The organism is Streptomyces sp. NPDC027663 (assembly GCF_055566415.1).
In genome coordinates, this window is record NZ_JBVHSK010000025.1 from 52,218 (window position 1) to 77,779 (window position 25,562).

The 25,562-nt window shown below is 72.7% G+C and carries 23 protein-coding genes; 2 read left to right on the forward strand and 21 right to left on the reverse strand.

What is annotated here, in order from left to right; translation table 11 throughout:
- Positions 1–24: 24 nt before the first annotated feature.
- The 3 genes from ACZ4SF_RS36860 to ACZ4SF_RS36870 form a co-directional block, all read right to left on the reverse strand.
- The gene (locus ACZ4SF_RS36860; RefSeq protein ID WP_468393193.1) at positions 25–456 is read right to left on the reverse strand and encodes an ester cyclase; all 432 of its coding nucleotides are present in this window, start codon (positions 454–456) and stop codon (positions 25–27) included.
- Positions 457–582: 126 nt separating this feature from the next.
- On the reverse strand, positions 583–810 hold the full coding sequence (locus ACZ4SF_RS36865) for a hypothetical protein (RefSeq protein ID WP_468393195.1): 228 nt from the start codon (positions 808–810) through the stop codon (positions 583–585).
- Between the two features lie 97 nt (positions 811–907).
- Positions 908–2,191, reverse strand: coding sequence for an adenylosuccinate synthase (locus tag ACZ4SF_RS36870; protein WP_468393196.1), 1,284 nt, complete (start codon positions 2,189–2,191; stop codon positions 908–910).
- Positions 2,192–2,388: 197 nt separating this feature from the next.
- Here ACZ4SF_RS36870 and ACZ4SF_RS36875 point away from each other — a divergent pair, with 197 nt between their 5' ends.
- Positions 2,389–3,231, forward strand: a complete 843-nt coding sequence (locus ACZ4SF_RS36875) for a diacylglycerol kinase family protein (RefSeq protein WP_468393198.1) — start codon at positions 2,389–2,391, stop codon at positions 3,229–3,231.
- Positions 3,232–3,468: 237 nt separating this feature from the next.
- Positions 3,469–4,980, forward strand: coding sequence for an APC family permease (locus ACZ4SF_RS36880; protein ID WP_468393200.1), 1,512 nt, complete (start codon positions 3,469–3,471; stop codon positions 4,978–4,980).
- 152 nt (positions 4,981–5,132) lie between these two features.
- Here ACZ4SF_RS36880 and ACZ4SF_RS36885 read toward each other — a convergent pair whose 3' ends face one another.
- The 18 genes from ACZ4SF_RS36885 to ACZ4SF_RS36970 all read right to left on the reverse strand — a co-directional run bounded on the left by ACZ4SF_RS36885 (position 5,133) and on the right by ACZ4SF_RS36970 (position 24,743).
- Positions 5,133–6,353: a cytochrome P450 gene (locus tag ACZ4SF_RS36885; RefSeq protein ID WP_468393202.1), complete on the reverse strand. Its 1,221-nt coding sequence runs from the start codon at positions 6,351–6,353 to the stop codon at positions 5,133–5,135.
- Positions 6,354–6,425: 72 nt separating this feature from the next.
- Positions 6,426–7,091 carry a response regulator gene (locus tag ACZ4SF_RS36890; protein ID WP_468393204.1) on the reverse strand — a complete coding sequence of 222 codons (666 nt, stop codon included), beginning with the start codon at positions 7,089–7,091 and terminating at the stop codon, positions 6,426–6,428.
- Positions 7,088–8,431 (reverse strand): sensor histidine kinase, encoded by a 1,344-nt coding sequence (locus ACZ4SF_RS36895; RefSeq protein WP_468393206.1) that lies wholly within the window; start codon positions 8,429–8,431, stop codon positions 7,088–7,090. Before ACZ4SF_RS36895 ends, ACZ4SF_RS36890 begins: the two co-directional genes overlap by 4 nt.
- Positions 8,432–8,532: 101 nt before the next feature.
- On the reverse strand, positions 8,533–9,207 hold the full coding sequence (locus ACZ4SF_RS36900; RefSeq protein WP_468393208.1) for a response regulator: 675 nt from the start codon (positions 9,205–9,207) through the stop codon (positions 8,533–8,535).
- Positions 9,204–10,541 (reverse strand): sensor histidine kinase, encoded by a 1,338-nt coding sequence (locus tag ACZ4SF_RS36905; protein ID WP_468393257.1) that lies wholly within the window; start codon positions 10,539–10,541, stop codon positions 9,204–9,206. The genes ACZ4SF_RS36900 and ACZ4SF_RS36905 overlap by 4 nt, the downstream gene beginning before the upstream one ends.
- Positions 10,542–10,581: 40 nt before the next feature.
- Positions 10,582–11,841, reverse strand: a complete 1,260-nt coding sequence (locus tag ACZ4SF_RS36910) for an acyltransferase family protein (protein ID WP_468393210.1) — start codon at positions 11,839–11,841, stop codon at positions 10,582–10,584.
- Complete coding sequence (locus ACZ4SF_RS36915) at positions 11,834–12,964, reverse strand: alpha/beta hydrolase (protein ID WP_468393212.1); 1,131 nt, start codon at positions 12,962–12,964, stop codon at positions 11,834–11,836. The genes ACZ4SF_RS36910 and ACZ4SF_RS36915 overlap by 8 nt, the downstream gene beginning before the upstream one ends.
- A 175-nt stretch (positions 12,965–13,139) precedes the next feature.
- Positions 13,140–14,105, reverse strand: a complete 966-nt coding sequence (locus ACZ4SF_RS36920) for an alpha/beta hydrolase (protein WP_468393214.1) — start codon at positions 14,103–14,105, stop codon at positions 13,140–13,142.
- A 342-nt stretch (positions 14,106–14,447) separates the two neighbouring features.
- Positions 14,448–15,677, reverse strand: coding sequence for a kynureninase (gene kynU, locus ACZ4SF_RS36925; protein ID WP_468393216.1), 1,230 nt, complete (start codon positions 15,675–15,677; stop codon positions 14,448–14,450).
- Positions 15,670–16,515, reverse strand: coding sequence for a tryptophan 2,3-dioxygenase family protein (locus tag ACZ4SF_RS36930; RefSeq protein WP_468393218.1), 846 nt, complete (start codon positions 16,513–16,515; stop codon positions 15,670–15,672). The genes kynU and ACZ4SF_RS36930 overlap by 8 nt, the downstream gene beginning before the upstream one ends.
- A gap of 191 nt (positions 16,516–16,706) precedes the next feature.
- Positions 16,707–17,120, reverse strand: a complete 414-nt coding sequence (locus ACZ4SF_RS36935) for a DUF3151 domain-containing protein (protein WP_468393219.1) — start codon at positions 17,118–17,120, stop codon at positions 16,707–16,709.
- A 53-nt stretch (positions 17,121–17,173) separates the two neighbouring features.
- The gene (locus ACZ4SF_RS36940) at positions 17,174–18,664 is read right to left on the reverse strand and encodes an MFS transporter (protein ID WP_468393221.1); all 1,491 of its coding nucleotides are present in this window, start codon (positions 18,662–18,664) and stop codon (positions 17,174–17,176) included.
- A 63-nt stretch (positions 18,665–18,727) separates the two neighbouring features.
- Complete coding sequence (gene fbaA, locus ACZ4SF_RS36945; protein ID WP_468393223.1) at positions 18,728–19,750, reverse strand: class II fructose-bisphosphate aldolase; 1,023 nt, start codon at positions 19,748–19,750, stop codon at positions 18,728–18,730.
- A gap of 143 nt (positions 19,751–19,893) precedes the next feature.
- Positions 19,894–20,442, reverse strand: coding sequence for an orotate phosphoribosyltransferase (gene pyrE, locus ACZ4SF_RS36950; RefSeq protein ID WP_468393225.1), 549 nt, complete (start codon positions 20,440–20,442; stop codon positions 19,894–19,896).
- 10 nt (positions 20,443–20,452) lie between these two features.
- Positions 20,453–21,241, reverse strand: coding sequence for an aldose epimerase family protein (locus ACZ4SF_RS36955; protein WP_468393227.1), 789 nt, complete (start codon positions 21,239–21,241; stop codon positions 20,453–20,455).
- 57 nt (positions 21,242–21,298) lie between these two features.
- On the reverse strand, positions 21,299–22,261 hold the full coding sequence (locus ACZ4SF_RS36960; protein ID WP_468393229.1) for an SRPBCC family protein: 963 nt from the start codon (positions 22,259–22,261) through the stop codon (positions 21,299–21,301).
- Positions 22,262–22,480: 219 nt separating this feature from the next.
- A complete protein-coding gene (locus tag ACZ4SF_RS36965) occupies positions 22,481–24,121 on the reverse strand; it encodes a polyamine aminopropyltransferase (protein WP_468393231.1) in 1,641 nt (546 codons plus the stop codon).
- Between the two features lie 97 nt (positions 24,122–24,218).
- Positions 24,219–24,743 (reverse strand): DUF2617 family protein, encoded by a 525-nt coding sequence (locus ACZ4SF_RS36970; protein WP_468393233.1) that lies wholly within the window; start codon positions 24,741–24,743, stop codon positions 24,219–24,221.
- Between the last annotated feature and the right edge of the window lie 819 nt (positions 24,744–25,562).

Consider the following 25,562-nt stretch of genomic DNA (forward strand, 5'->3'; position numbering starts at 1 on the left):
GTGATCGCCGGAAGGCAGCCGCGATCAGCCGGTCTGCGGCCAGGGCCAGCCCAGCTGGAGGAACAGTCCGAGCCGGTCGCTCACCGCCCGGATCTCGCTGATTTTCCCGGCCGCCAGTGTGAAGATCCAGATCGCCTCGACCTCGAAGGGCCGGCCGGTCGGCTCGGGCATCCGCGGGTGTGCCGCGCTGTGCACGCCCCGCTGCGTCACCCTGGCGACGACCCGGTCACCCTCGCCGATCAGCTCGTCCACCCGCACCGTCAGCGGAGCCAGTGCCTCCGCCTGCTGGCGCAGCCCGTCGAACGCCGCCCCCGGCTCGTCCGCCTCCCCGTGAATGATCTTGTTGTGGTCCACCACGTCGGCCGCCATGAACCGGGGCAGATCCCCCAGCCGGCCCTCGCTGACCGCGCCGAAGAACTCCAGGACGACCTTCTTGTGATCGTCTGCTCCGCTCATCTCTCCCCCTGCGCGCATGGCCGTACCGCCGCATCGCCGACCGGCCAATCGATCTTGTCCGGGGAACTGTAGGCGACCGGGCCATCGGTCGGACACCCGCGCGGTGAGGGGCCAGGGGACGGCTCGCTACGGCCGCAGGCCGGTCACCCGGCCGATGAGTCTGATCTCCGGGGGCCACAGCACCCCGCTCGCCAGCAGCAGTGCCGGGCCGAGGTGCACCGGGCACACCGGCAGCGCGGGTCTGCCGTAGCGGGCGACCTCGAAGACCGCCGGGTCGGAGCAGTCCGTGCCGCCGGCCCGGTCGCCCTCGCCGCCGTACGGTCCCCGGCACCGTGCATTCCGGTGGACGCTCACAGGTCCATTGTCCACCGGGCGCGACGAAAGACCGCCCGCCGGTCACGCCCCGGAAGGGCGGACCGGCGGGCGGCACCCGCGGTTGCGCGGCTACGGCCTACAGGAACGAGTTGATCTCGATGGTCTCGTCCCGGCCCGGGCCCACGCCGATCGCGGAGATCGGGGCGCCGGACATCTCCTCCAGCGCCTTGACGTAGTTCTGGGCGTTCTTGGGCAGGTCGGAGAAGGACTTGGCCTTCGTGATGTCCTCCGACCAGCCCGGCAGCGTCTCGTAGACCGGCTTCGCGTGGTGGAAGTCGGTCTGCGAGTAGGGAAGTTCCTCGACCCGCTTGCCGTCGATCTCGTACGCCACGCAGACCGGGATCTGCTCCCAGCCGGTCAGCACGTCCAGCTTGGTGAGGAAGAAGTCGGTCAGGCCGTTGACGCGGGTCGCGTAGCGGGCGATGACGGCGTCGAACCAGCCGCAGCGGCGGTCACGGCCGGTGGTCACGCCCCGCTCGCCGCCGATCCGGCGCAGCGCCTCGCCGTCCTCGTCGAACAGCTCGGTCGGGAACGGTCCGGCGCCGACACGGGTCGTGTACGCCTTGAGGATGCCGATGACGCGGCTGATCTTCGTCGGGCCCACGCCGGCGCCGGTGCAGGCACCGCCCGCGGTCGGGTTCGAGGAGGTGACGAAGGGGTACGTGCCGTGGTCGATGTCCAGGAGCGTGCCCTGGCCGCCCTCGAACAGGACGACCTTGTCGTCCTCCAGCGCCTGGTTGAGGATCAGGACGGTGTCGGCGACGTACGGCCGGATCTGCTCGGCGTAGCCCAGCAGTTCCTCGACCACCTGGTCGGCGGTGATGGCGCGCCGGTTGTACAGCTTGGTGAGGACCTGGTTCTTGACGTCGAGAGCGGCCTCCACCTTCTGCTGGAGGATCGACTCGTCGTAGAGGTCCTGCACCCGGATGCCCACGCGGTTGATCTTGTCCGCGTAGGTCGGGCCGATGCCGCGGCCGGTGGTGCCGATCTTGCGCTTGCCGAGGAAGCGTTCCGTCACCTTGTCGACGGTCACGTTGTACGGCGTGATGATGTGCGCGTTACCGCTGATCAGGAGCTTGGACGTGTCGACGCCACGCTCGTTCAGACCGCTCAGCTCGGAGAGCAGGACCGACGGGTCGACGACGACACCGTTACCGATGACCGGCGTACAGCCGGGCGAGAGGATTCCGGAAGGGAGCAGGTGCAGTGCGTACTTCTGGTCGCCGACGACGACCGTGTGGCCGGCGTTGTTGCCGCCCTGGTAACGCACCACATAGTCAACGGATCCACCGAGGAGATCCGTCGCCTTTCCCTTGCCTTCGTCACCCCACTGAGCACCGAGCAGCACAAGTGCGGGCACGCGCGTACACCCCTTCCGGGCGGGGCATGTCCAAGGTCGGGGGCGTGGGCGTAAGGTTCACCGCCGCGTACCACCGCGACCGCCGTTGGTCGCACAACCGTCGGACCGGATGCCCCGGAATAGACGAAGCCCCTGGCGCAATAGCGCAAGGGGCTCTTGCACAAAGATGCTACCCGAGGAAGCGAGGCAGGACCGAGGTGGCGACTTTCGCGACGTCCGATCAGCTGCTGGTGATCATCGACCCGGCGGCACGGCAGACGGACGGGGAGTCCGTACGCATCGTGAAAGACGTGCTCAGCGCGGGTGCGGCGGCCAAGGTGTGCCTGCCGGAGGGGCCGGAGGAATTCGCCCGGGCGCTGGGCCGAAGGGGATCGCGGCGGCCGGTCGTGGTCGGCGACGGGCGGGCTCTGGCGCGGGCCGTGGCCCTGTTGCACCGGCAGCGGGAGCTGGCCGGATGCGCGCTGTCGGTGGTGCCGGTGGGCGACACCGCGCTGGCCGAGTCGCTCGGCGTACCGTGCGGGACGGTGGCGGCGGCGCGGGCCGTGCTGGACGGGGCGGAGCGGCGCCTGGACCTGCTGGTCGACGACAGTGACGGGGTGGTGCTGGGGGCGCTGGGCATTCCGCCGGCGCCGGCGCGGGCCGCGGTCCCCCTGCCGGTACCGGCCTCCTCGGGCCGGCTCTGGTACCGCTCCCTGGTGCGCACCCTGGCCCCTCGCCCGACCCGGCTTCCCGCGGTGCCCTCCCCGGGCCCCACGCGGCTGCGGGTGGAGGTCGACGGGGCGCCGGTGGTGGACCTGGACCAGCCGGTCGAGACGGTGGCGGTGACGCCGGGGACGGGCGGGACGGCCGCGGTGGAGGTACGGCCCCTGTCGGTGGGCGCCGAGGCGACTCCCCTGCTGGCCTCCGGCCGGACGGTGACGGTCACGGGACCGGACTTCCGCTACCGGGCGGACGCGGCGGTCTCGGGGCCGGTGCGCAGACGGACGTGGCGGGTGATGGAGGGCGCATGGGGCCTGGTACTGCCGGCCCCGGCGGACTGACCCGGGCCTCGCCGTCCCGCGGTCCGAAACCGCGTGCGGAGCCTGTAGCCCGCGTACAAGCCGGTCGTCACTCGAAGCAGCCGAGCGGACACGCAGGCCGCACGGAGGGCCCCAAAATCACCACCCCAATGGTCTGGTGACAAATATTTAACAGCGCCGACCCCTTCCCGCGGCCCTGCCTGATCCACCATCCTGCTCCATCAGGACCCACGGACAGGACACGGAAGGGGCCACCCCATGGCTGTGGACGAGGGCGTCGCCCCGGCGACCAGGAGCGGTGACGACGGACCGGTTCACCGACTGAAACCCAATGCTGTCGGCCTGCTCGGTGTGGTGTTCATGGCGGTCGCCACCGCCGCGCCGATCACCGCGATGACCGGCAACGTGCCCTTCATGGTGTCGTCGGGCAACGGGATCGGGGCGCCCGCAAGCTATCTCGTGGCAATGGTCGTCCTGGCAATCTTTTCCGTGGGTTTCACGTCGATGGCGAAGCACATCACGTCCACCGGCGCCTTCTACGGCTTCATCTCCTACGGGCTCGGCCGCACCGTCGGCCTCGCCTCCGGACTGCTCGCGACCTTCGCGTACGTCGTCTTCGAGCCGGCCCTGATCGGCATCTTCTCGACCTTCGCGACGACCACGCTGAAGGACCAGACGGGACTGGACGTGCCCTGGTGGGCCTTCGCGGTACTGATGCTGGCGGTCAATGCCACCGGCACCTGGTTCGGGGTGAGCGTCGCCGAGAAACTGCTGGTGGTGCTGCTGGCGACCGAGGTCACCGTGCTGGCGGCCATGGCGGTGTCCGTGGCCTTCCACGGCGGCGGGCCGCACGGATTCACCTTCGCGCCGGTCAACCCCGTCAACGCGTTCAAGGGCACCTCCGCCGGCCTCGGGCTGTTCTTCGCCTTCTGGTCGTGGGTCGGCTTCGAGTCGACGGCGATGTACGGCGAGGAGTCCCGCGACCCGAAGAAGATCATCCCGAAGGCGACGATGATCAGCGTGCTCGGCGTCGGGGTGTTCTACGTCCTCGTCTCCTGGATGGCCATCACCGGCAACGGCGAGGCCGAGGCCGTACGGGCCGCTTCGTCCGCCAACCCGCTCGCGATGTTCTTCGGCCCCACCGAGCACTACGTCGGCCACTGGGCGGTCGACGTCATGCAGTGGCTGATGATCACCGGCTCGCTGGCCTGCGGCATGGCCTTTCACAACTGCGCCGCCCGCTACCTGTACGCCCTGGGGCGGGAGGGCGTCCTGCCGTCGCTGAAGAACACCATCGGGCGGACCCACGCCCGGCACGGTTCGCCGCACCTCGCCGGCCTGGTGCAGACGGTGGTGAGCGGGGTGCTGATCGGGGCCTTCTGGCTCGCGGGCAAGGACCCGTACACGGGCACCTACGTGCTGCTCGCGATCCTCGGCACCATGGCGATCCTCGTCGTGCAGGCCGTGTGCTCGTTCGCGGTGCTGGCGTACTTCCGCTCGCACCATCCCGAGAGCCGTCACTGGTTCCGCACCTTCACCGCGCCGCTGCTGGGCGGGGTCGCGATGCTCGCGGTCGTGGTGCTGCTGGTGTCCAACATGGGCGTGGCGGCGGGACCGGAGTCCGGATCGCTGGTCCTGAAGGCGACCCCGTGGCTGGTGGCCCTGGTCGCGGCGCTCGGCATCGGCTACGCGCAATACCTCAAGCACCGCTCCCCCGAGCGGTACGCGCTGCTGGGGCGGACGGTGCTGGAGGAGACCAAGGAACGGTGACGCTCCGCTCGACGGGAAGCGGCGGCGCACCGATCGCCGTCGGTCGCCTGCCGCACCGTCGTGGCCGGTCGCACGGACGGACGCCGTCGGTCGCCTGCCGCACCGTCGTGGCCGGTCGCGCAGTTCCCCGCGCCCCTCACGGGGCGCGCGGATCACCCCACCTCGACGCTCAGTTCCTGCAGACCCCGGATCACGAAGTTCGGCTTTCTCACCGGCTCCGCCGCCAGGCTCAGGGTCGGGGCCTGCTGAAGGAGGGCCGTCATGGACGCGGCCAGTTCGATGCGGGCCAGGGGTGCGCCGATGCAGTAGTGGATGCCCGCGCTGAAGGAGATGTGCGGGTTGTCGGCGCGGGCGAGGTCCAGCCGGCCGGGATCGGCGAAGACCGCCGGATCGTGGTTGGCGGAGCCGAAGAGCATGGCGATCTCCGCGCCCCTGGGGATCGTCGTGCCGTCGATCTCGATGTCGTCCAGGACCCAGCGTTCGAAGAGCTGGAGCGGGGTGTCGTAGCGCATCAGCTCCTCGATCGCGGACGGGACCAGGGAGTGGTCGGCGCGCAGGGCGGCGAGCGGGCCGGGGTTGCGGAACAGGGCGTACCAGCCGTTGACCGTGGCGTTGACGGTCGCCTCGTGGCCGGCATTGAGCAGCAGGACGGCCGTGGAGATCATCTCCTGCTCGGTGAGCCGGTCGCCCTCGTCGTGGGCCGCGATCAGCCCTGAGATCAGGTCCTCGCCCGGCTCCTTGCGGCGGGCGGCGATCAGCTCCCGCAGGTAGCCCGAGAACTCCACCGACGCCCGCACCGCACGCGCCGCCGTCTCCTCGGACGGGTTCAGTTCGTACATCCCGCAGATGTCCGCCGACCAGGGCCGCAGCGGGGCGCGGTCCGACTCCGGGATGCCGAGCATCTCGGCGATGACGGCCACGGGGAGCGGCTCGGCGACGTCCGTGAGCAGATCACCGCCCCCCGCCGCGACCAGCCGGGCCACCAGTTCTCCGGCGAGCTTCGCCACGTAGGGCTTCAGCCGCTCCACCGTGCGCGGTGTGAACGCCTTCGACACCAGGCGCCGGATCCGGGTGTGGTCCGGCGGCTCCAGGTCGAGCATGCCGTGGTCGCCCAGGGTGTGGAACGGCTCGTGCTCGGGTGGCGGCGCGGTACGGCCGAAGTCCTCGTGGGTGAACCGGTGCTGGTACGTCCGCCCGAGCCGCCGGTCCCGCAGCAGCGCCGAGACGTCCGCGTGGTGCGGGACCAGCCACTGGTCCGTCGGCTCGTACCGGATCACCCGGCCGCGTGCCCGCAGCTCGGCGTAGGCGGGGTACGGGTTCGCGAGGAACTCCGGGTCCCAGGGGTCGAAAGCGAGGTCGGGGGAGCCTGCCATGCAGGGACGCTAACGCGTGCGCCCGCCCCTGACCAGGGGCGCGGGGGACGTACGCGCGAAGGTGAGTCGACGTCAGCCCGGTGTCACCAGGCGGGCCTCGTACGCGAACACCGCCGCCTGGGTGCGGTCACGGAGGCCCAGTTTCACCAGGATGCGGCTCACGTGGGTCTTGATCGTCGACTCCGCCACCACCAGCCGCCCGGCGATCTCCGCGTTGGACAGGCCCTGCGCGATGAGGACCAGGACCTCCGTCTCCCGTTCCGTCAGTTCGCCGTACGCAGCCTGCGCCGACGGCATCAGCCGCGGCGTCTCGGACAGGCGTGAGAACTCCGTGATCAGGCGCTTGGTGACCGAGGGCGCGAGCAGGGCCTCGCCGGAGGCCACCACCCTGACGCCGTCGGCCAGTTGGCGGGCCGAGGCGTCCTTGAGCAGGAAGCCGGAGGCCCCGGCGCGCAGCGCCTGGTAGACGTATTCGTCCAGGTCGAACGTCGTGAGCACCAGCACCTTCGCCGCCGCGTCCGCCGCGACGATCTCCCGGGTCGCCTCGATCCCGTTCAGCTCCGGCATCCGGATGTCCATCAGCACGACGTCCGGGGCCAGTTCACGCACCCGCTCGACCGCCTCCCGGCCGTTGACGGCCTCGCCGACGACCTCGATGTCCGGCATCGCGTTCAACAGGACCGAGAAGCCTTCGCGAACCATCATCTGGTCGTCCGCGATCAGTACGCGGATCGTCATGCCTCATCCTCGCTCGCGGCCGGGACCGGCAGGAACACCGTCACCTCGTACCCGGCGTCGGCCGTCGGGCCCGCCGTCATCTCACCGTTCAGCATCGACACGCGTTCGCGCATCCCGGTGACGCCGTGCCCGGCACCGGGTGACGGTTTGATCAGGTGCGGGGCCGGCGGCGCACCGTTGAGGATGCGCAATCCCAGGCCACCGAGGACGTAGCCGATCTCGACCCGGGCGGTCGCGCCGGGCGCGTGCCGCAGCGTGTTGCTCAGCGCCTCCTGCACGATCCGGTACGCCGACAGCTCCACTCCCTGCGGCAGCTCCCGCACCGCGCCGGTCACCGCCTTCTCCACCTCCAGGCCTGCCTCGCGCACATTGGCGAGCAGGCCGTCCAGGTCGGCCAGGGTGGGCTGCGGGGCGTCCGGGGCCTCGTAGTTCTCCGCCCGTACCACCCCCAGGACCCGGCGCAGCTCGGTCAGAGCCGCCACCGCGTTCTCCCGGATGGTGGCGAACGCCTTCTCCAGCTCCGGCGGCGGGTTCTCCACACGGTAGGGCGCGGCCTCCGCCTGGATGGCGACCACCGACATGTGGTGGGCGACCACGTCGTGCAGCTCGCGGGCGATCGTCGTGCGCTCCTCCAGCAGGGTGCGCCGCGAACGCTCGTGCTCGGTCACCGTCTGCTGGGCGGTCACCTCCTTCTCCGCCTGCCGGCGTGTGTGCCGGACCGTGACGACCAGGAGGATCAACGCGGAGAGGATCAGCATCGGGGCGGTGTCGGTGTCGTAGTGCCCGGAGCCGAAGGCGGTCTCGGCCCAGAAGCCGTACAGCGCGGTCAGCAGCCACATCCAGGCCGCTGCGCGCGGCCGGGTGCGTATCGCCACGATCGTGAGCACCAGCAGGTGGGAGACGAGACTGCCCGGCAGCCAGGGCCAGCTGCCCCAGCTGCTGCCGATGACGGAGGCGGCCGTCGTCGCCGCGAGCGACAGCCAGAACGCGCCGACCGGACGCACCAGGGTCAGCAGTACCGGGACCAGGGCGAGCAGACCGCTCAGCAGGGCCGACGGGCCGGCGTCCGTGCCCGTCACGCCGGTGAGCATCGCCACGGCTGCGCCGGCCACCACGACGGCGTGCGGTGTCCAGGCGGCGTAGCCCCGCAGCCGGCCGGAGAGACGGCGGGTGAGGGGGCCGTCCACCGCCATGCGGGGCAGCGGGCGGTAGGCGAAAGCGTGGTGGAACAGGTCCTGTCGCAGCCCGCGCAGGGCGTCCGCGGCCAGCCGGAACTCGGGGCTGCGCGGCCGGCCGGCCCGGCCCGGCGGCGTGGTCTGCGTGTGCGTCGTCTCGGTCACGGGGGAAACGGTAGGCCGCCGGTGAGCCGCGGTCGTCACCTCTCAGAAGGGTCCTCGGGCGTCCCCCTCAAGTACTACCGGGCCGGCACGCCCGGCCGGGGTCAGTATCCGGACGGTCGTACCAGCCCCGACTCGTACGCGAAGACCGCCGCCTGGGTCCGGTCCCTGAGCCCCAGCTTCACCAGGATCCGGCCCACGTGCGTCTTCACGGTCTGCTCGGCCACGACCAGCCGGCCGGCTATCTCCGCGTTCGACAGGCCCTGCGCGATCAGCGCCAGCACCTCCGTCTCGCGTTCCGTCAGGTCCCCCACACGCTGCTTGAGCGGGGCGCGCGGAGCGCCGTCCAGGCGGGAGAACTCGGCGATGAGGCGGCGGGTGATGCCGGGAGCCAGCAGCGCGTCGCCGGCGGCGACGACCCGGACCGCCTCGGCGAGCTGGTCGGCCGAGGCGTCCTTGAGCAGGAAGCCGGAGGCTCCCGCGCGCAGCGCCTCGTACACGTACTCGTCCAGGTCGAAGGTGGTCAGCACCAGGACCCTGATGCCCGGGTGGTCGGCGGTGACGCGGCGGGTGGCCTCGATGCCGCCGAGTTCGGGCATCCGGATGTCCATCAGGACCACGTCCGGGGTCAGCTCGGCGGCCTTGGCGATCGCGTCGCGGCCGTCCACCGCCTGCCCGATCACCTCGATGTCCGGCTTGGTGTTGAGCAGCACGGTGAAGCCCTGCCGGACCATCTGCTGGTCGTCGGCGATGAGTACGCGGATGGTGCCGCTCGTCATGGGGTCGTTTCTCCTGTCGGGGGCGGGGCGGGCGGAAGCGCGGACGGGGTGCCGTCCCGGGGGAGGAAGGCCTCGACGGCGAAGCCGTCGTCCACGGTTTCCCGAGCGGTGAGGGTGCCGCCGAGCATCGCCGCGCGCTCCCGCATGCCGAGCAGGCCGTGCCCGGCGCCCGGGGAGGGCGGGACGGGCCGGCGCGGGCGGGAGTTGGTCACCGCCAGCCGCAGACCGTCCCTGAGGTGGGCGACCTCGACCCGCACCCGGGACCCCGGCGCGTGCCGCAGGGCGTTGCTCAGCGCCTCCTGCACGATCCGGTACGCCGACAGCTCCACGCCCGGGGCGTAGGCCCGCGCCCTGCCCTCGGTCTCGACGGTCACGTCCAGGCCCGCCGCCCGGGTGTTCTCGATCAGTGCGTCGAGCCGGCCGAGCGTGGGCTGGGGGGCGTCCGGGGCTGCTCCGGCGCCGAGGCCGCCCAGGCCGTACGGGTCCTCGGGGTTCTCGGAACGCAGCACGCCGAGGACTCGGCGCAGCTCGGTGAGCGCCTCCAGCGCGTTCTGCCGGATGCCCGCGAGGTTCTCGGTCAGCTCCTGCGACGGGTTCTCCACGAGGTGCGGGGCGACCTGGGCCTGGATGGAGATGACCGACATGTGGTGGGCGACCACGTCGTGCAGTTCCCGTGCGATGCGGCTGCGTTCCTCCAGCAGGGTGCGGCGACCGCGCTCCTCGGCGGTGAGGGTGGCCTGCTCGACGAGTTCGGCACGCGCCTCCCGACGGCCGCGCAGGGCGGTCCCGAGCAGGACGACCACCGCGGAGAGCACCACCGCGACGACACCGGTGGGGTCGTAGCGCAGCCCGCCCCACACGCCTTCCAGGAGCCAGGTGACCAGCGCGGTCAGGGCCAGCGCCTCGACCGACACCCGGGTGGGCACGCGCAGCGCGAGCAGCAGCAGGACGAGCAGGTGCGCGATGATCCCGGCCGCGCTCCAGGGCCAGGTGAACGTCTCCCCGGCCGCCGCGCTCATCTTTTCGTGGACCGCGACGGCTCCCACGACGGTCCCCGCCATGGACAGCCACCAGGCAGGGATGGGCCGCCACAGCGCGAGGACGACCGCGCCACCCTGCGCAAGGCCGATCAGAAAGGCCGGCGTGGAATCCACCTGCCCGTTGCTCGCGAGCTGCGCCACGGCGCCGAACGTGACCCCGAACGCGGCCAGACACAGCAGACCGTGCGGCAGCCACCGCAGCCACACGAAGGCGGGCAACGGATCCGGCGCGAAGGTCCACAGGTCGTCGCGCAGCACCCGCCACCAGCGCCGGGCCCGGCCCGCGAGCAGCATGAACACCCGGCGGCCCCCCGTTTGCGTCACGCGGACCACCCTAGACAACACGGCGGACCGCCCGCCGGGTCCCCGTCCCCGTCCCCGTCCCAGGGCCCGCGGCCCGGTGCACCCGGACCACCCGGGAGGCTCCCCCGCCGGCTCCCGGGGGACGGCGGTCCTGTTCGAAGGAGCGGAACGCGGCCCAGCACACCGTCAGGACCAGGCCGAACACCGGGAGCCAGAGAAGCCGGGCCGCCACCCAGCCGAGGCCGTCGGGGAGAGTGTGCAGCCCGGGGAGGCGGCCGGCCGTGAGGGCGACGGTCGTCGTGGCCATCAGGGCCGTCTGGTGCCACAGGAAGACCGTCATCGCGGAGAGGTTGACCAGAGCCACGGCGGCCCAGACGAACGGACGGGCCGTCGCACGGCGCAGCCGGTCGCACAGCAGGAGCGCCAGCCCGCACTGGGCCAGGCCGAAGGTGACGGCCGCCAGGGTGGGCGGGTTCAGGTTGGAGATCGTGCTGCCGGGGACGCCGACCATGGCCGCCGGGTAGCCCGCGCAGGTCACGAGGACCGCCGTGACCGCCGTACCGCCCAGCAGCAGGGCCCAGGCCGAGCGGCGGCTGCGCAGCCCGCCCCGCGCCCAGGCCGCGCCCAGCGTGTACGGGACCAGCCAGCCGGCGGCCAGGTTCACCCAGCCGAGCCAGGACGGGCCGAGGTGCAGGCCGAAGCGGAGCAGGTCCACGTGCAGGACGACGGCGAGCGGCCAGAGCGGGTTGATGCGGGCGACGAGCGGGGTGGCGGCGGTCAGCACGGCGAAGACCAGCAGGAACCACAGCGGGGACAGCGCCAGTTTCAACAGGGTGTGGAGGGTGGCCGGTGACGCGCCGGTGAGCAGCAGAGCCGTGGCGGCCGTCGCCCACAGGCCCAGGAGTGCGGCGACCGGACGGAGCAGGCGGGCCAGGCGAGCGCGCAGCCAGCGGCCGTAGGAGTCGCCTCGCGTGCGGGCCGTGGCCAGACCGTGGGTCGCCACACGGCCGCCGACCAGGAAGAACACGGCCAGGGTCTGGAAGAGCCAGGAGATCGGGGCCAGCCAGGGCATGTGCTGCAGCGGGCTGGCCGTGCGCAGACCGCCGTCCTGCGCGACCAGGGCGGTCACCAGCCAGTGGCCCAGGACGACCCCGAGGATCGCGAGGGCCCGCAGGGCGTCGACGGCGCGGTCCCGGGACGCGGGGGTCGCGGCGTCCACGCGGTGGACGCCCTGGCGGATCGCCCGCAGCGCGCCGCGCGCGGTACGGACGGGCGGGGCCGGCTCAGGCACGGGTTACCTCCGAGGGCTCGTCGAGGGTGATCCGGGCGAGGTTGGCGAGGGCGGCCGAGCCCGGGGTGAAGTAGCCGCTGTGGTCGGCGCCGGCCGCGTCGAAGACCCGGGCGCCGAAGGCCGGCGAGACCGGGTCGGTGCCGAAGCCGACGGTGGTGCCGAACAGATCGGCTCGGATGTGCGGTACGTGCTCCACCCAGTCGCCGCTGCCGCGGGCCGCCCAGACCCGGGCGCCGGTGTGCAGGGCGGCGGCGGTGTCCGCGCCGGTGCCGGGGCTGCCGACCAGGGCGATGTCGTCCGCGTCGAGGCCGTGGGCGGCCCGGCCGCAGACCACGGAGCCGTACGAGTGGCAGACCAGGGAGATGTGCGCCCGCGGCGGGGCCGCGGCATGCAGCCGGCGTACGAAGGCGCGCAGGTGCGGGGCGGCTTCCTCGGCACGGGTGGTCGTGGTCACCGTGGTACTGACCGTCGCCGGGGTCTCGTAACCGAGCCAGGCGATCACGGCGACGCGGGTGCCGGGAGCCGCCCGGTGGACGAGGTCCGCGTACAGCGCTGCGGCCGCCTTGTGGAAGCGGGCGTAGGTGTCCAGGGAGGTGTCCGAGCCGGGGACCAGGACCGCGATGTGGCCGGCGTGGGCGAGGTCGCCGAGGACCTCCGTGGCCCGTCCGGCGCCCCGGCCGTCGAAGGCGAGGAAGTGACGGGACGGGGCGGTCAGCGCGCGGTCCGCCCAGGCGCGGTGTGCGTCTCCGTGGGCGGCGGCCATCCGCGCGGCCTCGGCGGCGTTGGCCCGGTTGGCGGCGTAGGCGGTCGGGAGCGTCGCCGCGGTGACCGGCGGCAGGGCGGCCGGGGCGGGCGCGGGGACCCCGGGGCGGGCTGCGGCCGAGAGGGGGGCCGCTATGGCCGCGGTGAGGAGGAGAGCGAGGAGGGCCCGGCGCCCGTGCCGGAGACGGCGGGGGCGGAAACGGCGGGGGCGGAAACGGCGGGAATCGGCACCGCCCGGCTCGGTGCGGCCCGCATCCGGACCACAACGACCGGAATCGGCACCACCCAGCTCGGTGCGGCCCGCATCCGCCACCCGCGGCTCGCCGCAGTGCGCCACGTTCTTCGATCGACAGAGCCCCACGGCCGGCTTCCTTTCAGTGCGCCCGGTCATCGGGCTCGACTGAGAAGGAAGTTAGGCAGCGGTACCCGTCGTCGGCGTCCCGCCAGGGAGCTGTTCCGGCGCGTAGCTCTCAGGTACTACGGGTATCACCGGGCCGTTCCGCCAGGGGGCGGACCCGGACACACAACACCGTTGGTCACCAGGCCAGTTGGGCGATCTCCTCGGCCACCACCGCGCACGCGTCCGCCGCCGGGTCGATCAGCGGGAAGTGACCGACGTCCTCCAGGAGCGTCAGCCCGACCATCTCCCCCGCCTTGGCCGCGGCCTCCGCGTAGGACTCGGCGACCGCCTGCGGCACCTCCAGATCCGTACGGCCCTGGACGACGGTCGTGGCGATGCCTGTCGGAAGGAGCAGGACCGGGTCGGCGTACGGACGGCGCTCGGCGAAACCGTCCTGCCCGCCGAGGAGTTGCAGGGAGGCGTGCTCGCAGACCTCCAGTTTCTCCGCCACCTCGAAGTCCGCGATGGGCGCGAGCGCGACGACACCGCGGAGCGGCGCCGGGCCGCCGGTGCGCCACGGGGCGTCCGCCGGGAGGACATGCCGGGCCGCCGCCCACAGGGCCAGGTGACCGCCCGCCGAGTGCCCGGTCAGGACCGTACGGCGTGGGTCCGCCTGCGGCAGCGCCTCGTGGACCAGGCCGGGCAGGGCGTCCAGGGCAGCCGCGACGTCGTCGAAGGTGTCGGGCCAGCGTCCGGCGAGTGGCGTGCCACCGGCCGCAGCCCCTGAGCCGGACCCCATGTCCGGCCCTGAGCCGCTCCCGGCCGCGCCCCTGCCTCCCGCGCTCTGGCCCGGGATCAGAGGTTCGCCCCCACGTCTGTACTCCACATTGGCCACGGCGAAGCCCCTGCGGGCCAGGTAGTCCGCGAAGGGGGTGATGTGGCGGCGGTCGTAGCGGGCGCGCCAGGCGCCGCCGTGCAGGACGACGACCAGCGGAGCGGGGGCGGGGGCGGCGGAGTCCGGGCCGGGCCGGGGGGCATAGAAGTCGATCACCTGGTCGGGGTGGTCGCCGTACGCCGCGGTGACGTCGGGGTCGACCGGGGAGTGCGAGAAGGCCGACTCCTCTTCGGCGGCGGCGCGGGCTGCTGCGGAGTCGTCCGGCATGCTCCAACCTCTCAGCGACAGAACGTGTTTGGCGTGTGGCGGACCAGGTGGGGATTCTTCGCCGGCCGTGCTGCGCCGGCCGTTGGCGGGGACGGTATCAGGCTGGTGACGTGCGCGGACACGGGGATGTCACGCAGGGTGAGACCAAACGGTGCGGTGGGCGGGCCGGCCCCGGCCCGGCTGGGACCCCGGCCGAGACCCCCGGCTCGGACCCCGGCCGGAGGCCGTCGGCCCGGCCCGGACCCCCGGTCCGAATCGGACCCCCGGCCCGGACGCCACGGCCCGGCTCGGACCCCCGGCCGGGGATCCCGCCCGGGGATCCCGCCCGGCCCGCCCCCGCCATCACGCCTGGCCCACGACCTCCCCCAGCACCCGGGCCGCCCGCTCGACGTCCCGGAACCCCACGTACAGCGGTGTGAAGCCGAAACGCAGCACGTCGGGGTGGCGGAAGTCGCCCACGACGCCCCGGGCGATCAGACGCTTCATGATCTCGCCGGCGTCCGAGCAGCGCAGGGCGATCTGGCTGCCCCGTTCCTCGTGGCGTTCGGGCGTCACGGACTCCAGCCGGCCCGGCTCGGTGTACTCGGACACGCAGCGCAGGAAGAAGTCCGTCAGGGCGAGGGACTTCGCGCGGACCGCGGCCAGGGACACTCCGTCCCAGACTTCCAGGGCCGCCTCCAGGGCGAGCATGGAGAGGATGTCCGGTGTGCCGACCCGGCCGCGGAGTGCGCCTGGTGCCGGAGCATAGGACGGGCTCATGCCGAACGGGTCGGCGTGGGAGTTCCAGCCCGGCAGCGGGGAGTCGAAACGATCCTGCAGGTCGCGGCGGACGTACAGGTACGCCGGTGAACCGGGGCCGCCGTTCAGGTACTTGTAGGTACAGCCGACCGCCAGGTCGACCCCGTGCTCGTCCAGTCCCACGGGCAGCGCGCCCGCACTGTGGCACAGGTCCCAGACCGCGAGGGCGCCGCAGGCGTGGATCGCGGCGGTGAGCCCGGGGAGGTCGTGGAGACGGCCGGTGCGGTAGTCGACGTGGTTCAGCAGAACGGCCGCGGTACGGCTGTTCAGCAGGCCCGGCAGTTCCGCGGGAGTGACTGCGCGCAGGGTGCGGCCGGTGAGGCGGGCCGCCGACTCGGCGATGTAGCCGTCGGTGGGGAAGGTCGTGGCGTCGACGAGGAGTTCGTCCCGGTCGTCGTCCGCCATGCGGATCGCCGCCACCAGGGCCTTGAAGATGTTGACGCTCGTCGAGTCGCCCACCACGATCTGGCCCGGGGCCGCGCCCACCAGCGGGGCGATCCGGTCGCCGATCCGCTCGGGCGCCGTCCACCAGCCGCTCTCGTCCCAGGAGCGGATCCGCAGCTCGCCCCACTGGCGGCGGACCACGTCCGCCACCCGGTCGGGCACGTGGGCGGGCAGTGCGCCCAGGGAGTTTCCGTCCAGGTAGATGCCCGCGGCGTCAGCCGCGGTGCCGGACGCGTCGACGGACGCGCTGTCGAGGACGAAGCGGGAGCGGACCGGGGCCAGTTCGTCCGCCGCGTCGAGCTTCTCGGCGAGGAGGGTCAGATCAGACATGGGACCTCGCCGTCCACAGCTCCGGGAAGACGTTCTTGCGGGCGCGCTTCTCCAGCCAGGCCACACCGGCGGAGCCGCCCGTGCCGGTCTTGGCGCCCATGGCCCGCCGGGTGGCGACCAGGTGGTCGTTGCGCCAGCGCCAGACCAGCTCGGCCACGTCCGTCAGCGCCTCGCCGAGCCGGGCCAGCTCGTCACTCTCGTCGCCGGCGTAGACGGCGGTCCACGCGGCCTCCACGGCCTGCGAGGGCTCGTGCCGCAGGGAGACGTCCCGGTTCAGCACGGCGTCGGGTATCGCGTGCCCGCGGCGGTCGAGGAGCCGTACCACCTCGTCGTACAGGCTCGGCTCGTGCAGTGCCTTCTCCAGTTCCGCGTGGGCGCGGGGGGCACCGCGGTGCGGCACCAGCATGGACGAGGACTTCTCGCCGAGCAGGAACTCCAGGCGCCGGTACATCGCCGACTGGAAGCCGGAGCCCTCGCCGAGTGCGCTGCGGTAGGAGTTGAACTGCGCGGGGGTCAGCTGGCCGAGCGGCTTCCAGGAGGCGTTGAGGGCCTCCAGTTCCCGCACGGAGCGCTTCAGCGCGGCGATGGCCGTGGGCACGTCGTCCGCGCGCAGGGCCCGCGCGGCCGTCTCCCACTCGTGCACGATGACCGTGAACCACAGCTCCATGACCTGCGTGGTCACCAGGAAGACCATCTCTCCGGGGTCGTCGGAGAGGGTGTGCTGGAGGTGGGTGAGCACATCGGCCCGGACGTAGTCCTCGTACGGCGTCGTCCCCGCGAAGTCGAGATTCGGGGTGTCCTGCTCAGCGGCCTCGTAGGGGTGACCCTGTTGGGACATCGCTGTCTCCTGTGTTACTCCGGGTAGCGGTCCGCCCCTGCCGATGCCGGCACGGGGGCCCCGGTCCCCATCCCGCATCCTGCGCAATCAACCCGGCCCGCCGCAAGGCAGGCCGGTCGGCGGCACACAAGAAACCGCCGCCGCAGGGACCGGCCGTGTCAGGAGGCCCCGGCGGCGGCGCGGTACGGCGGTCAGCCCAGCGTCTGCGCCGCCGTCGGCGAGGAGTCCTTCAGGAACTGCGAGCAGCGCTCGTGCTCCTCCTGCTCGCCGATCGCCTGCGCGGCGCGGGCGAGGGCGTGCAGGGCGCGCAGGAAGCCGCGGTTCGGCTCGTGCTCCCACGGCACCGGCCCGTGGCCCTTCCAGCCGCTGCGGCGCAGGGCGTCCAGGCCTCGGTGGTAGCCCGTACGGGCGTAGGCGTACGACTCCACGACCGCACCGCGCTCGAACGCGTCGTCGGCCAGCTGGGCCCAGGCGAGCGAAGAGGTCGGGTACTTGGCGGCGACGTCCGCGGGCGCGGTTCCGCCCGCCAGCAGCTCCCGGGGCTCGGGGTCGTCGGGGAGGTGGGTCGGGGGCGGACCGCCGAGGAGGTTCTGGTGAATCGTCATGGGTTCAGTGTCGCGCACCGGGGCCGGCCGGCCATGACGCACCCGCCCCGCGGCTAGGCACCCTTCCCGGTCTCCAGCGGCGGCGAGGTCACACAGCCGTGGGTGCGGCACTCGGGCCTGCGGCAGTGCGGAGCAGGCCGGCGCACCAGGGCGAAGGCCAGACCCGCACCGACGACCAGCACACCCGCGCAGATCAGCATCGCCCGGTCGAAGGACGTGTCGAACGCGGCCGGATCGCGGTACGCCTCCGGGCCCATCCCCGCCAGCAGCGGAAGCGCGGCCACCGCCACCAGGCCCGCCGCCCGGGCCGCCGCGTTGTTGATCCCGCTGGCCAACCCCGCCCGGGCGGTGTCGACGGACGCGAGGACCGTGGCCGTCAGCGGGGCGACCAGCGTGACCAGTCCGACGCCCATCACCAGCACGGCGGGCAGGACGTCCCTCGGGTAGTCCGCGTCCGGGCCGACCCGCAGCATCAGCAGCATCGCCGCCGCGCAGACCAGGGGCCCCACGGTGAGCGGCAGCCGGGGGCCCGTGCGGTCCGCCAGCGCGCCCGAGCGGGACGAGAACAGCAGCATCATGGCGGTGGTCGGCAGCAGGGCCGTACCGGCGGCCAGCGGCGTGTAGCCCGCCACCACCTGCAGCTGCAGCGCGGTGAGGAAGAAGTAGCCGCCGAAGGCCGCGTACACGCACAGCGTGACCAGGTTGACCGCCGAGAACTGGCGCGAGGCGAAGATGTCCGGCGGGAGCATCGGATCGGGGCGGTGCTTCTCGACGTACAGGAAGGCCACGGCGGCGGCCAGGCCCGCCGCCGCCGTCAGGGCCACCGCCAGGGAGCCGGTGCCGGCCTCGATGAGCGCGTAGGTCAGCAGGGCGAGGGCCAGCGCGCCGAGGGCGGCGCCGAGGACGTCGAAGCGGCCGTGGATGCGGTCTCCCCCGCTCTCGGCCTCGCCCGGGCGGAGGGTGCCCCCACGGGATTCGGGCACATGCCGGACCGCGACCGGGATGCACACCAGGGCCAGCGGGATGTTCAGCAGGAACACCCAGCGCCAGCCGGGGCCCGTCACCAGCCAGCCGCCCAGGAAGGGGCCGATCGCGGCGCCGATCCCGCCGAAACCGGACCACAGACCGACGGCCCGGCTCCGGTCGTCGGGGTGGAAGGAGGCCTGGATGAGCGCGAGAGAACCGGGGGTGAGGAGCGCGCCGCCGATGCCCTGGAGGGCGCGGGCGGCGATCAGGACGCCGGAGGTGGGGGCCAGGCCGCACAGCAGCGAGGCGGCGGCGAACCAGACCACGCCCAGCACGAAGATCTTCCGGCGGCCGTAGCGGTCCCCGAGCGAGCCGCCCAGCAGGATCAGGCCGGCCAGCGTGACCATGTACGCGTTGACCGTCCACTGCAGCGCGGCGAGGCTCGCGCCCAGGTCGCGGCCGATGCGCGGAAGCGCCACGTTGACGACGGTGGAGTCCACCATCGCCATGCTGGAACCGAGGACCGTGGTCAGCAGGATCCACTTGCCCTGGGGCGATGCCAGCCGGACATCGGGCATGTTCCCAGGTATACAGCGGGCCCGGCGCCGAGGACAGCCGCCGGGCCCGCCGCAGGGAGCCGCTTACTTGATCTTGTTGCCCGCCGAGCGCAGGTTCTGCGTGGCCAGGACGACACGCTCGGCCATGGAGGCCTCGGCCAGCTTGCCCCAGGTGCGCGGGTCGTAGGCCTTCTTGTTGCCGACCTCGCCGTCGACCTTCAGGACGCCGTCGTAGTTCTGGAACATGTGGGCGGCGACCGGACGGGTGAAGGCGTACTGGGTGTCCGTGTCGATGTTCATCTTCACGACGCCGTTCTCCAGCGCAGTGAGGATCTCCTGCTCGCTGGAGCCGGAGCCGCCGTGGAAGACGAAGTCGAACGGGGACTCCTTGCCGAACCGGGCGGCGACGCCCTCGTTCAGCTCCTTCAGCAGTTCGGGACGCAGGACGACGTTGCCCGGCTTGTACACGCCGTGCACGTTGCCGAAGGAGGCGGCCAGCAGGTAGCGGCCCTTCTCGCCCAGGCCCAGGGCCTCGGCGGTGCGGATCGCGTCCTCGACGGTCGTGTACAGGGAGTCGTTGATCTCGTGCGAGACACCGTCCTCCTCGCCGCCGGTCGGGGTGATCTCCACCTCGAGGATGATCTTGGCGGCGCGGGCCTGCTCCAGCAGCTCCTGCGCGATCGCCAGGTTGTCGGCGAGGGTCTCGGCGGAGCCGTCCCACATGTGCGACTGGAACAGCGGGCTGAGACCGGCGTCCACGCGCTTCTTGGAGAGCGCGAGCAGCGGACGCACGTACCCGTCGAGCTTGTCCTTCGGGCAGTGGTCGGTGTGCAGCGCGATGTTGACCGGGTACTTCTCGGCGATGATGTGCGCGTACTCGGCGAGCGCGACCGCGCCGGTCACCATGTCCTTGCTGTACTGGCCGCCGAGGAACTCGGCACCACCGGTCGAGATCTGGACGATGCCGTCGCTCTCCGCCTCCGCGAAGCCGCGCAGCGCCGCGTTCAGGGTCTGGCTGGAGGTGACGTTGATGGCCGGGTAGGCGAACTTGCCTGCCTTCGCCCGGTCGAGCATCTCGCTGTAGACCTCGGGGGTTGCGATGGGCATCTGTCCGCTCCTTGAGTGTGCGGGTTGGCGTTCTGCGTTACGGCCCTGACCTAGACCTGGGGTGTGACGTCATCGTCGGCCCCATCTTTCCAGACATGAACCGATGGTCCATGCGCCGGTCAAGTCCAGGTCAATACGCGTCGTCAGTCCAGACCCAGTTCATCCTTCGAGAAGGCGAAACGGTACGGAACACCCGCGCCGGCCTCGATCTTCTCGGCGGCACCGGTCGCCCGGTCCACGATGGTCGCGACCGCGACGACCTCGGCTCCGGCCTCGCGGACGGCCTCCACGGCGGTCAGCGGGGAGCCGCCGGTGGTGGAGGTGTCCTCGACCACCAGGACCCGGCGGCCCGCGATGTCCGGGCCCTCGACGCGCCGCTGCAGTCCGTGCGCCTTGGCGGCCTTGCGGACGACGAACGCGTCCAGCTTCCGCCCGCGCGTGGCGGCGGCGTGCAGCATGGCCGCGGCGACCGGGTCGGCGCCCATGGTGAGCCCGCCGACCGCGTCGAACTCCAGGTCCGCGGTCAGGTCCAGCAGCACCTGGCCGACCAGCGGGGCGGCCTCGCCGTCGAGGGTGATGCGGCGCAGGTCGACGTAGTAGTCGGCCTCCAGACCGGAGGAGAGCGTCACCTTGCCGTGCACCACGGCCTTGTCCTTGATCTGCTGCAGCAGCGCGCCGCGTGTGTCCGTCATGCCGACCAGCTTAGAGCCGGTGCCAGCTCCAGGTCGTCGTCGCCTCCAGCGGCTCCAGCGGGGTGACCAGGCGCGGGAGGGTGTTGAGCCCGTTCGGCGGACCGGTCTGCGGCTCCACGCACACGGCCTCCGCCTGCTCGTCGTAGACGACGACCCACTCCTCGCGGCTGGTCACCTTCAGCTCCAGCTGCCCCGGCCAGGTCAGAGTGACGTCGATGCCGCCGGGCATGCCGAAGCAGTCGTCCCAGGGGCCGGGCCGGGGGTCGATGCGGTTGCCGGTGGGCAGGTGGTCCGGCCCGCGCTCCTCCTGCCAGGCCGGCTCGAAGTCCAGCCGGACGTCCTCACCGCCGAGGTTGCGGTGGAACCACGGGTGCCAGCCGAGCTGCGCCGGGAAGGAGTCGTCGTACGTCTCCACGGACATCGTCAGCGTCAGGGCGTCCTCGGCGAGCGTGACGACCTGGGTGACCCGGCCGGAGTGCGGCCAGGGATCGGTCAGCTCGTACGTGATCACCGCCTCGTTCTCCGAGACCCGCGCGGTGCGCCAGGCCCCGTCGCGTGCGGTGCCGTGGATGGCGTGCGGCGGGGAGTTGAGCGGCAGCTGCCGGACGGTGCCGCCGTCCAGGAAACGGCCCTCCCTGGTCCGGCCGCACCAGGGCACCATCGGGAAGCAGCCGTAGCGCTCGCCCTGCCGCAACAGCTCCAGGCCGCCGATCCGGAGTCCACCGATACGGCCGCCGTTGCCGGGCCGCACGCTCACTTCCGCGTCGCCCGCGGTCAGCGTGATCTCTTCGTCACTCACGGAACCGACCCTACTGGGGTGATCAAGGGGGCGTGCGGCATGCCGCCCGGCCCGGGATCAGCGTCGCTTGCGCAGAACCCGGGTGACCACGATCGCCGACGCGAGGGCCAGCGCCGCGGCGGGGGCCGCCCAGCGCAGGACCGGGTTGCCGACGACGGTCTGGGGGGCCGGTACGGGGGCGTAGCGGCCGCGCGGCGGGGCGTGGTCGACCTCCTCGGCGCTGCGGCCGATCATCGTCCGGCGGGCGTGCGCGGCCTCGGCGGGCGGCTCGCCGGTGTCGGCGAAGTCCTCCGTGAACCGGTCGGGGTACCCGCCGTCGGCGTCCTCGTCCGCGTCGGGGTCCAGGGAGGGCGGGGGGACCTCGGTGTCGAAGACGGGGGCGCGGCCGGACGGGGCGGCCGACGCCGGCTCGGCCCCGGTCTCCGACGTGTCCGACGGCTGCGCGGGCTCCTCCTCGCCATCCGGGGTACGGCCGGACACCGACGGCTGCGCGGACTCCTCCTCGCCATCCGGCGTCCGGCCGGACACCGACGGCTGCGCGGGCTCCCCCTCGTTCTCCTGCTCCTGGCCGGACTCCCGATCTTCCGCCCGGTCCGTCGCCAGGTCCTCCAGGCAGCGGTCCAGCAGCCTCGTCGCCGCCGCGGTCACCGCATCCGCCGGCAGCTCCGTGATGCGTCCGGACACGTCCGCCGTGCCCTCGGCCGTGACCGTGGTGCCGTTCTCGGTTCCGTCCCCGGTGCCGGCCAGGCGCAGGGTCAGGGCGAGGGTGACCGTACCGGTGCCGCGGGCCTCGGTGGCCTCGGCCTCGACGGCGTACGTGCCGTCCGCGCGGGGCAGGACGCGGAGTGTGCCGCGGTAGGTGACGGAGTGGCCGCCGATGCGCAGTTTCAGGCGGCCGGTGATCGGTTCGGCACCGGCGTCCTGCTGCAGGCCGGGGACCGCGCGGGCGATGCGGGCGGGGTCGGCCAGCGCCGCGGTGAGCCTCTCGGCGGGGGCCGGGACGAAGACCTGGTGCTCCATGGTCGGTGAGCCTACCCAGTCGTGGCCGGAACTCACCCTGCCGTGCTGGGGGCTTCGCCCCCAGACCCCCGTTTGCCCACCCGCCCACCCGACTCGGTCACTCGAGAAGCGAACCGAAAACACCCCGACAGCCACGACACCCCGCACGCCCCCGCGCCCACCCCGGCTCGGTCCGTCGGGGAGCCGGGGCGCAGGGTTTCTCGTCGGGGCCGGCGCCGCTCAGTAGCGGGGGTGCACGAGCGTCGATGCCGCCAGTCCGCCGATCCGGGTCCGTTGCGCCGCCCTCTCGTCCGCCAGCAGGCCGGACTGCGTCAGGGTGCGCAGAGGCGGGGGTGGGGAGCCGAGGCGTAGAGGGGGCGGGGTGTGGCCCGGGGTGGCCAGGAGGAAGCCCCAGTCGTGCGGGGCTGCGGAGGTGCCCGGCGCGCGGTCGGGGCCCGTGGCGAAGCCGGAGTTCCGGCCGAGGACGCGGTAGGGGGCGGGGGCGAAGCCGGCCGTGCGGAGGGTCGCGGCGACCGTCCAGAAGGCGCGGGGGCGGGTGGTCACCGGACCGGCGTGCACCACCAGACGGCCGTGCACGGCCAGCACGCGGCGGGCCAGGCCGTAGAACTCCTGGGAGTACAGCTTGGTGCTGGCGGTGATGCCGGGATCGGCGAGGTCGCTGATCAGGACGTCGTACGCCGGTCCGCGCGCCCTCCGCAGCCAGGCGAGCGCGTCGGCCGTGGTGACGTGGACGCGCGGGTCGGCGAGGGCATGGCCGTTGGCGGCGCAGAGGCCGGGGTCGCTGCGGGCCAGGCGCACCAGCGCGGGGTCGAGTTCGACGACGTCGACGCGGCGCACCCCGCGGTGGCGCAGCACCTCGCGGGCGGCCAGGCCGTCACCGCCGCCGAGGATCAGGACGCGGGCGTGCGGGCCGGTCAGGGCAGGGTGGACCAGGGCCTCGTGGTAGCGGTACTGGTCCCGGCCGCCGACGCGGAGGCGGCCGTCGAGGAAGAGGTCGAGGGGCCGGCCATGGGTGCCGCCGGCCAGGACGATCTCCTGGACGCGGGTCTGCACGGCCACCCGGACGTCCGTGCCGTACACGGCGTGCCGCGCGGCCCGTTCGAAGTCGCCGGCGAGGGCCGCGGCGGAGGCGAGGACGCAGAGCACGGTGAGGCCGGCGAGCAGGAGGCTCCAGCGGGCGCGGCGGGTGAGGTCACGGCGGAAGAGGCCGAGGACCAGGGCGCCGCCCGCGACCACGTTGACCGCGCCGGTGAGCAGCGCTCCGGTCAACTGGCCGAGGAACGGCAGGAGAAGGAAGGGGAAGGCGAGACCGCCGACCAGGGCGCCCACGTAGTCGGCCGCGAACAGGTCGGCGACGGCGCCGCCCGCGTCCTGCCGGCGGATCCGCTGGATCAGCTCCATCAGCAGCGGGACCTCGGCGCCGATGAGCAGGCCGATGGCGAGGGAGAAGGCGACCAGGAGGCAGCGCGGTCCGTCGGCCCACATCCCGCCCCAGCCACCGGTCCAGGCGAACACGGCGTACAGGGCCATCGCGCTGCATCCGCCGACCAGCGCGAGGGCCGACTCGACCGCGCCGAAACCGGCAGCCGCGTGCCAGCGCAGCCGCTTGGCGCCGAGGGAGCCGATGCCCATCGCGAACACCATGACGGACAGCACCACGGAGGACTGGGTGACCGAGTCGCCGATCAAGTACGAGGCGAACGCGACGAGTTCCAGTTCGTACACCAGTCCGCAGGCCGCACAGACGAAGACACACACGAGGACCAGGAACCGCCCGGTGCCGGGCCGGACGGGCAGCCGTGCGGGGCCTGTCCAGGAGGGCGGGGCACCCGGGGGCGCGGGGGCGTGCGGTTCGATCACGCTGCGACGTTACGTCACACACTCGGAACGCTTCGTCACCCACACGTGTGGAACCGAGGCACTTGATGCCCTGTGGGTTTATCCCGGCGCCGGCCGGTCAACCCGGCTGTGTCGCCGTCACCCGCACTCCGACCCGGGTCCGGGTGGCCACCACCTGCCCGTCCTGCGGATAGGAGTGCCAGGTGCGCCAGTGCACCTGCCCCTCGTGCCGGTGGGCCAGCATCGCCGTGAAGGCGTGCGGGCTCCCGGGGAAGACACCTGCGAGGCCGTGCGGATGGTCGGAGACGAGGGCCAGCAGTTCCTGGGCGCGGGCCGCGAAGGAGGCCGGGCTGAGCACCTCGACGCGGGCGGCGAACTCGTACTCCCAGTCGCCCACGCGCTTGGCCACGCCCAGCGGCAGGGGGGTGCTAGAGCCGGGGATGCAGGCGACCGTCTCCGAGCAACTGCCCCGCTCTTCCTCCAGGAGCACCTGGTGGGACGCGCCGAGCAGTCGCAACTGCAGTTTGGCTCCGGCGAGTTCGAGATCGAGGGTGGCAAGGGCGGGGAGCGGCTCGCGTCCCAGGGTCCAGGCCAGGTCGGCAGCGCGCGTATCGGTGTAGGAGGTGTTCAGGGTCGTGAGCATGGGTCGGCTCCGCTAACACGCAACGAGGGGGAGAGCGCCATGTCAGCCCAGCCGGCCCGGCCGGGGTGGGAAGTCTTCGGGGACGTCCGAGGGGCTGCGTTGGCGGTTTAGAGGGAATCATGAACAGTGGCGACACCACAGCGTTTTTACCCAACTTCGTGGGGTTTCCATCCCTCAGAGGGCTCCACTGCTCAACTGTTCAACCATGGCGTACGCCGAGCGCGGGAAGTGAACGGCCGAGCGCCCGCCGGATGTTCGTCCCCGGCGGGCGCCCGTGTGCGGTCCTGATGCGGTTCCCCCTGTTCCGGAAGCTCAGCTGCCCCGTGTCAGCCGCCTCCCCCGCATCCGCCTCCCCCGCCGCACGACGAACCCCCGCCGCAGGAGGAGCCGCCACCGCAGGAGTGTCCCCCGCAGGAGTGGCCCCCGTGGTGTCCCCCGTGGTGGCCGCCGCCGTGTCCCCCCGAAGAACCGGAGTCACCACCGCCGACCCACCAGCTGTTTCCGCCGTCCGCGTAGGCCGATGACGACGATGACGACGAGGACGAACCGTACGACCGGCCCCGCCGGCCCTTGCCGAGCGAGACCCGGCCCCGCCGGTTCCGGCGGGTCTGGCTCGCTGCGATGATCACAACGACGGCCACCGCCAGGATGATGCCTTCGATCGTGCTGTCACTCATGGCGTCACCCTCCTTCCTTCCCCCGAAGCGGCCCCCCGTGGGCGCCTCGCGTACCGCCGCGTCTGCCGCGGTGACGGGGGGATGCCCGGCCGCTGCGACCGCCAAAGCAGAGTTGAGGAAGTTCTGAGGGTCAACGCATGGA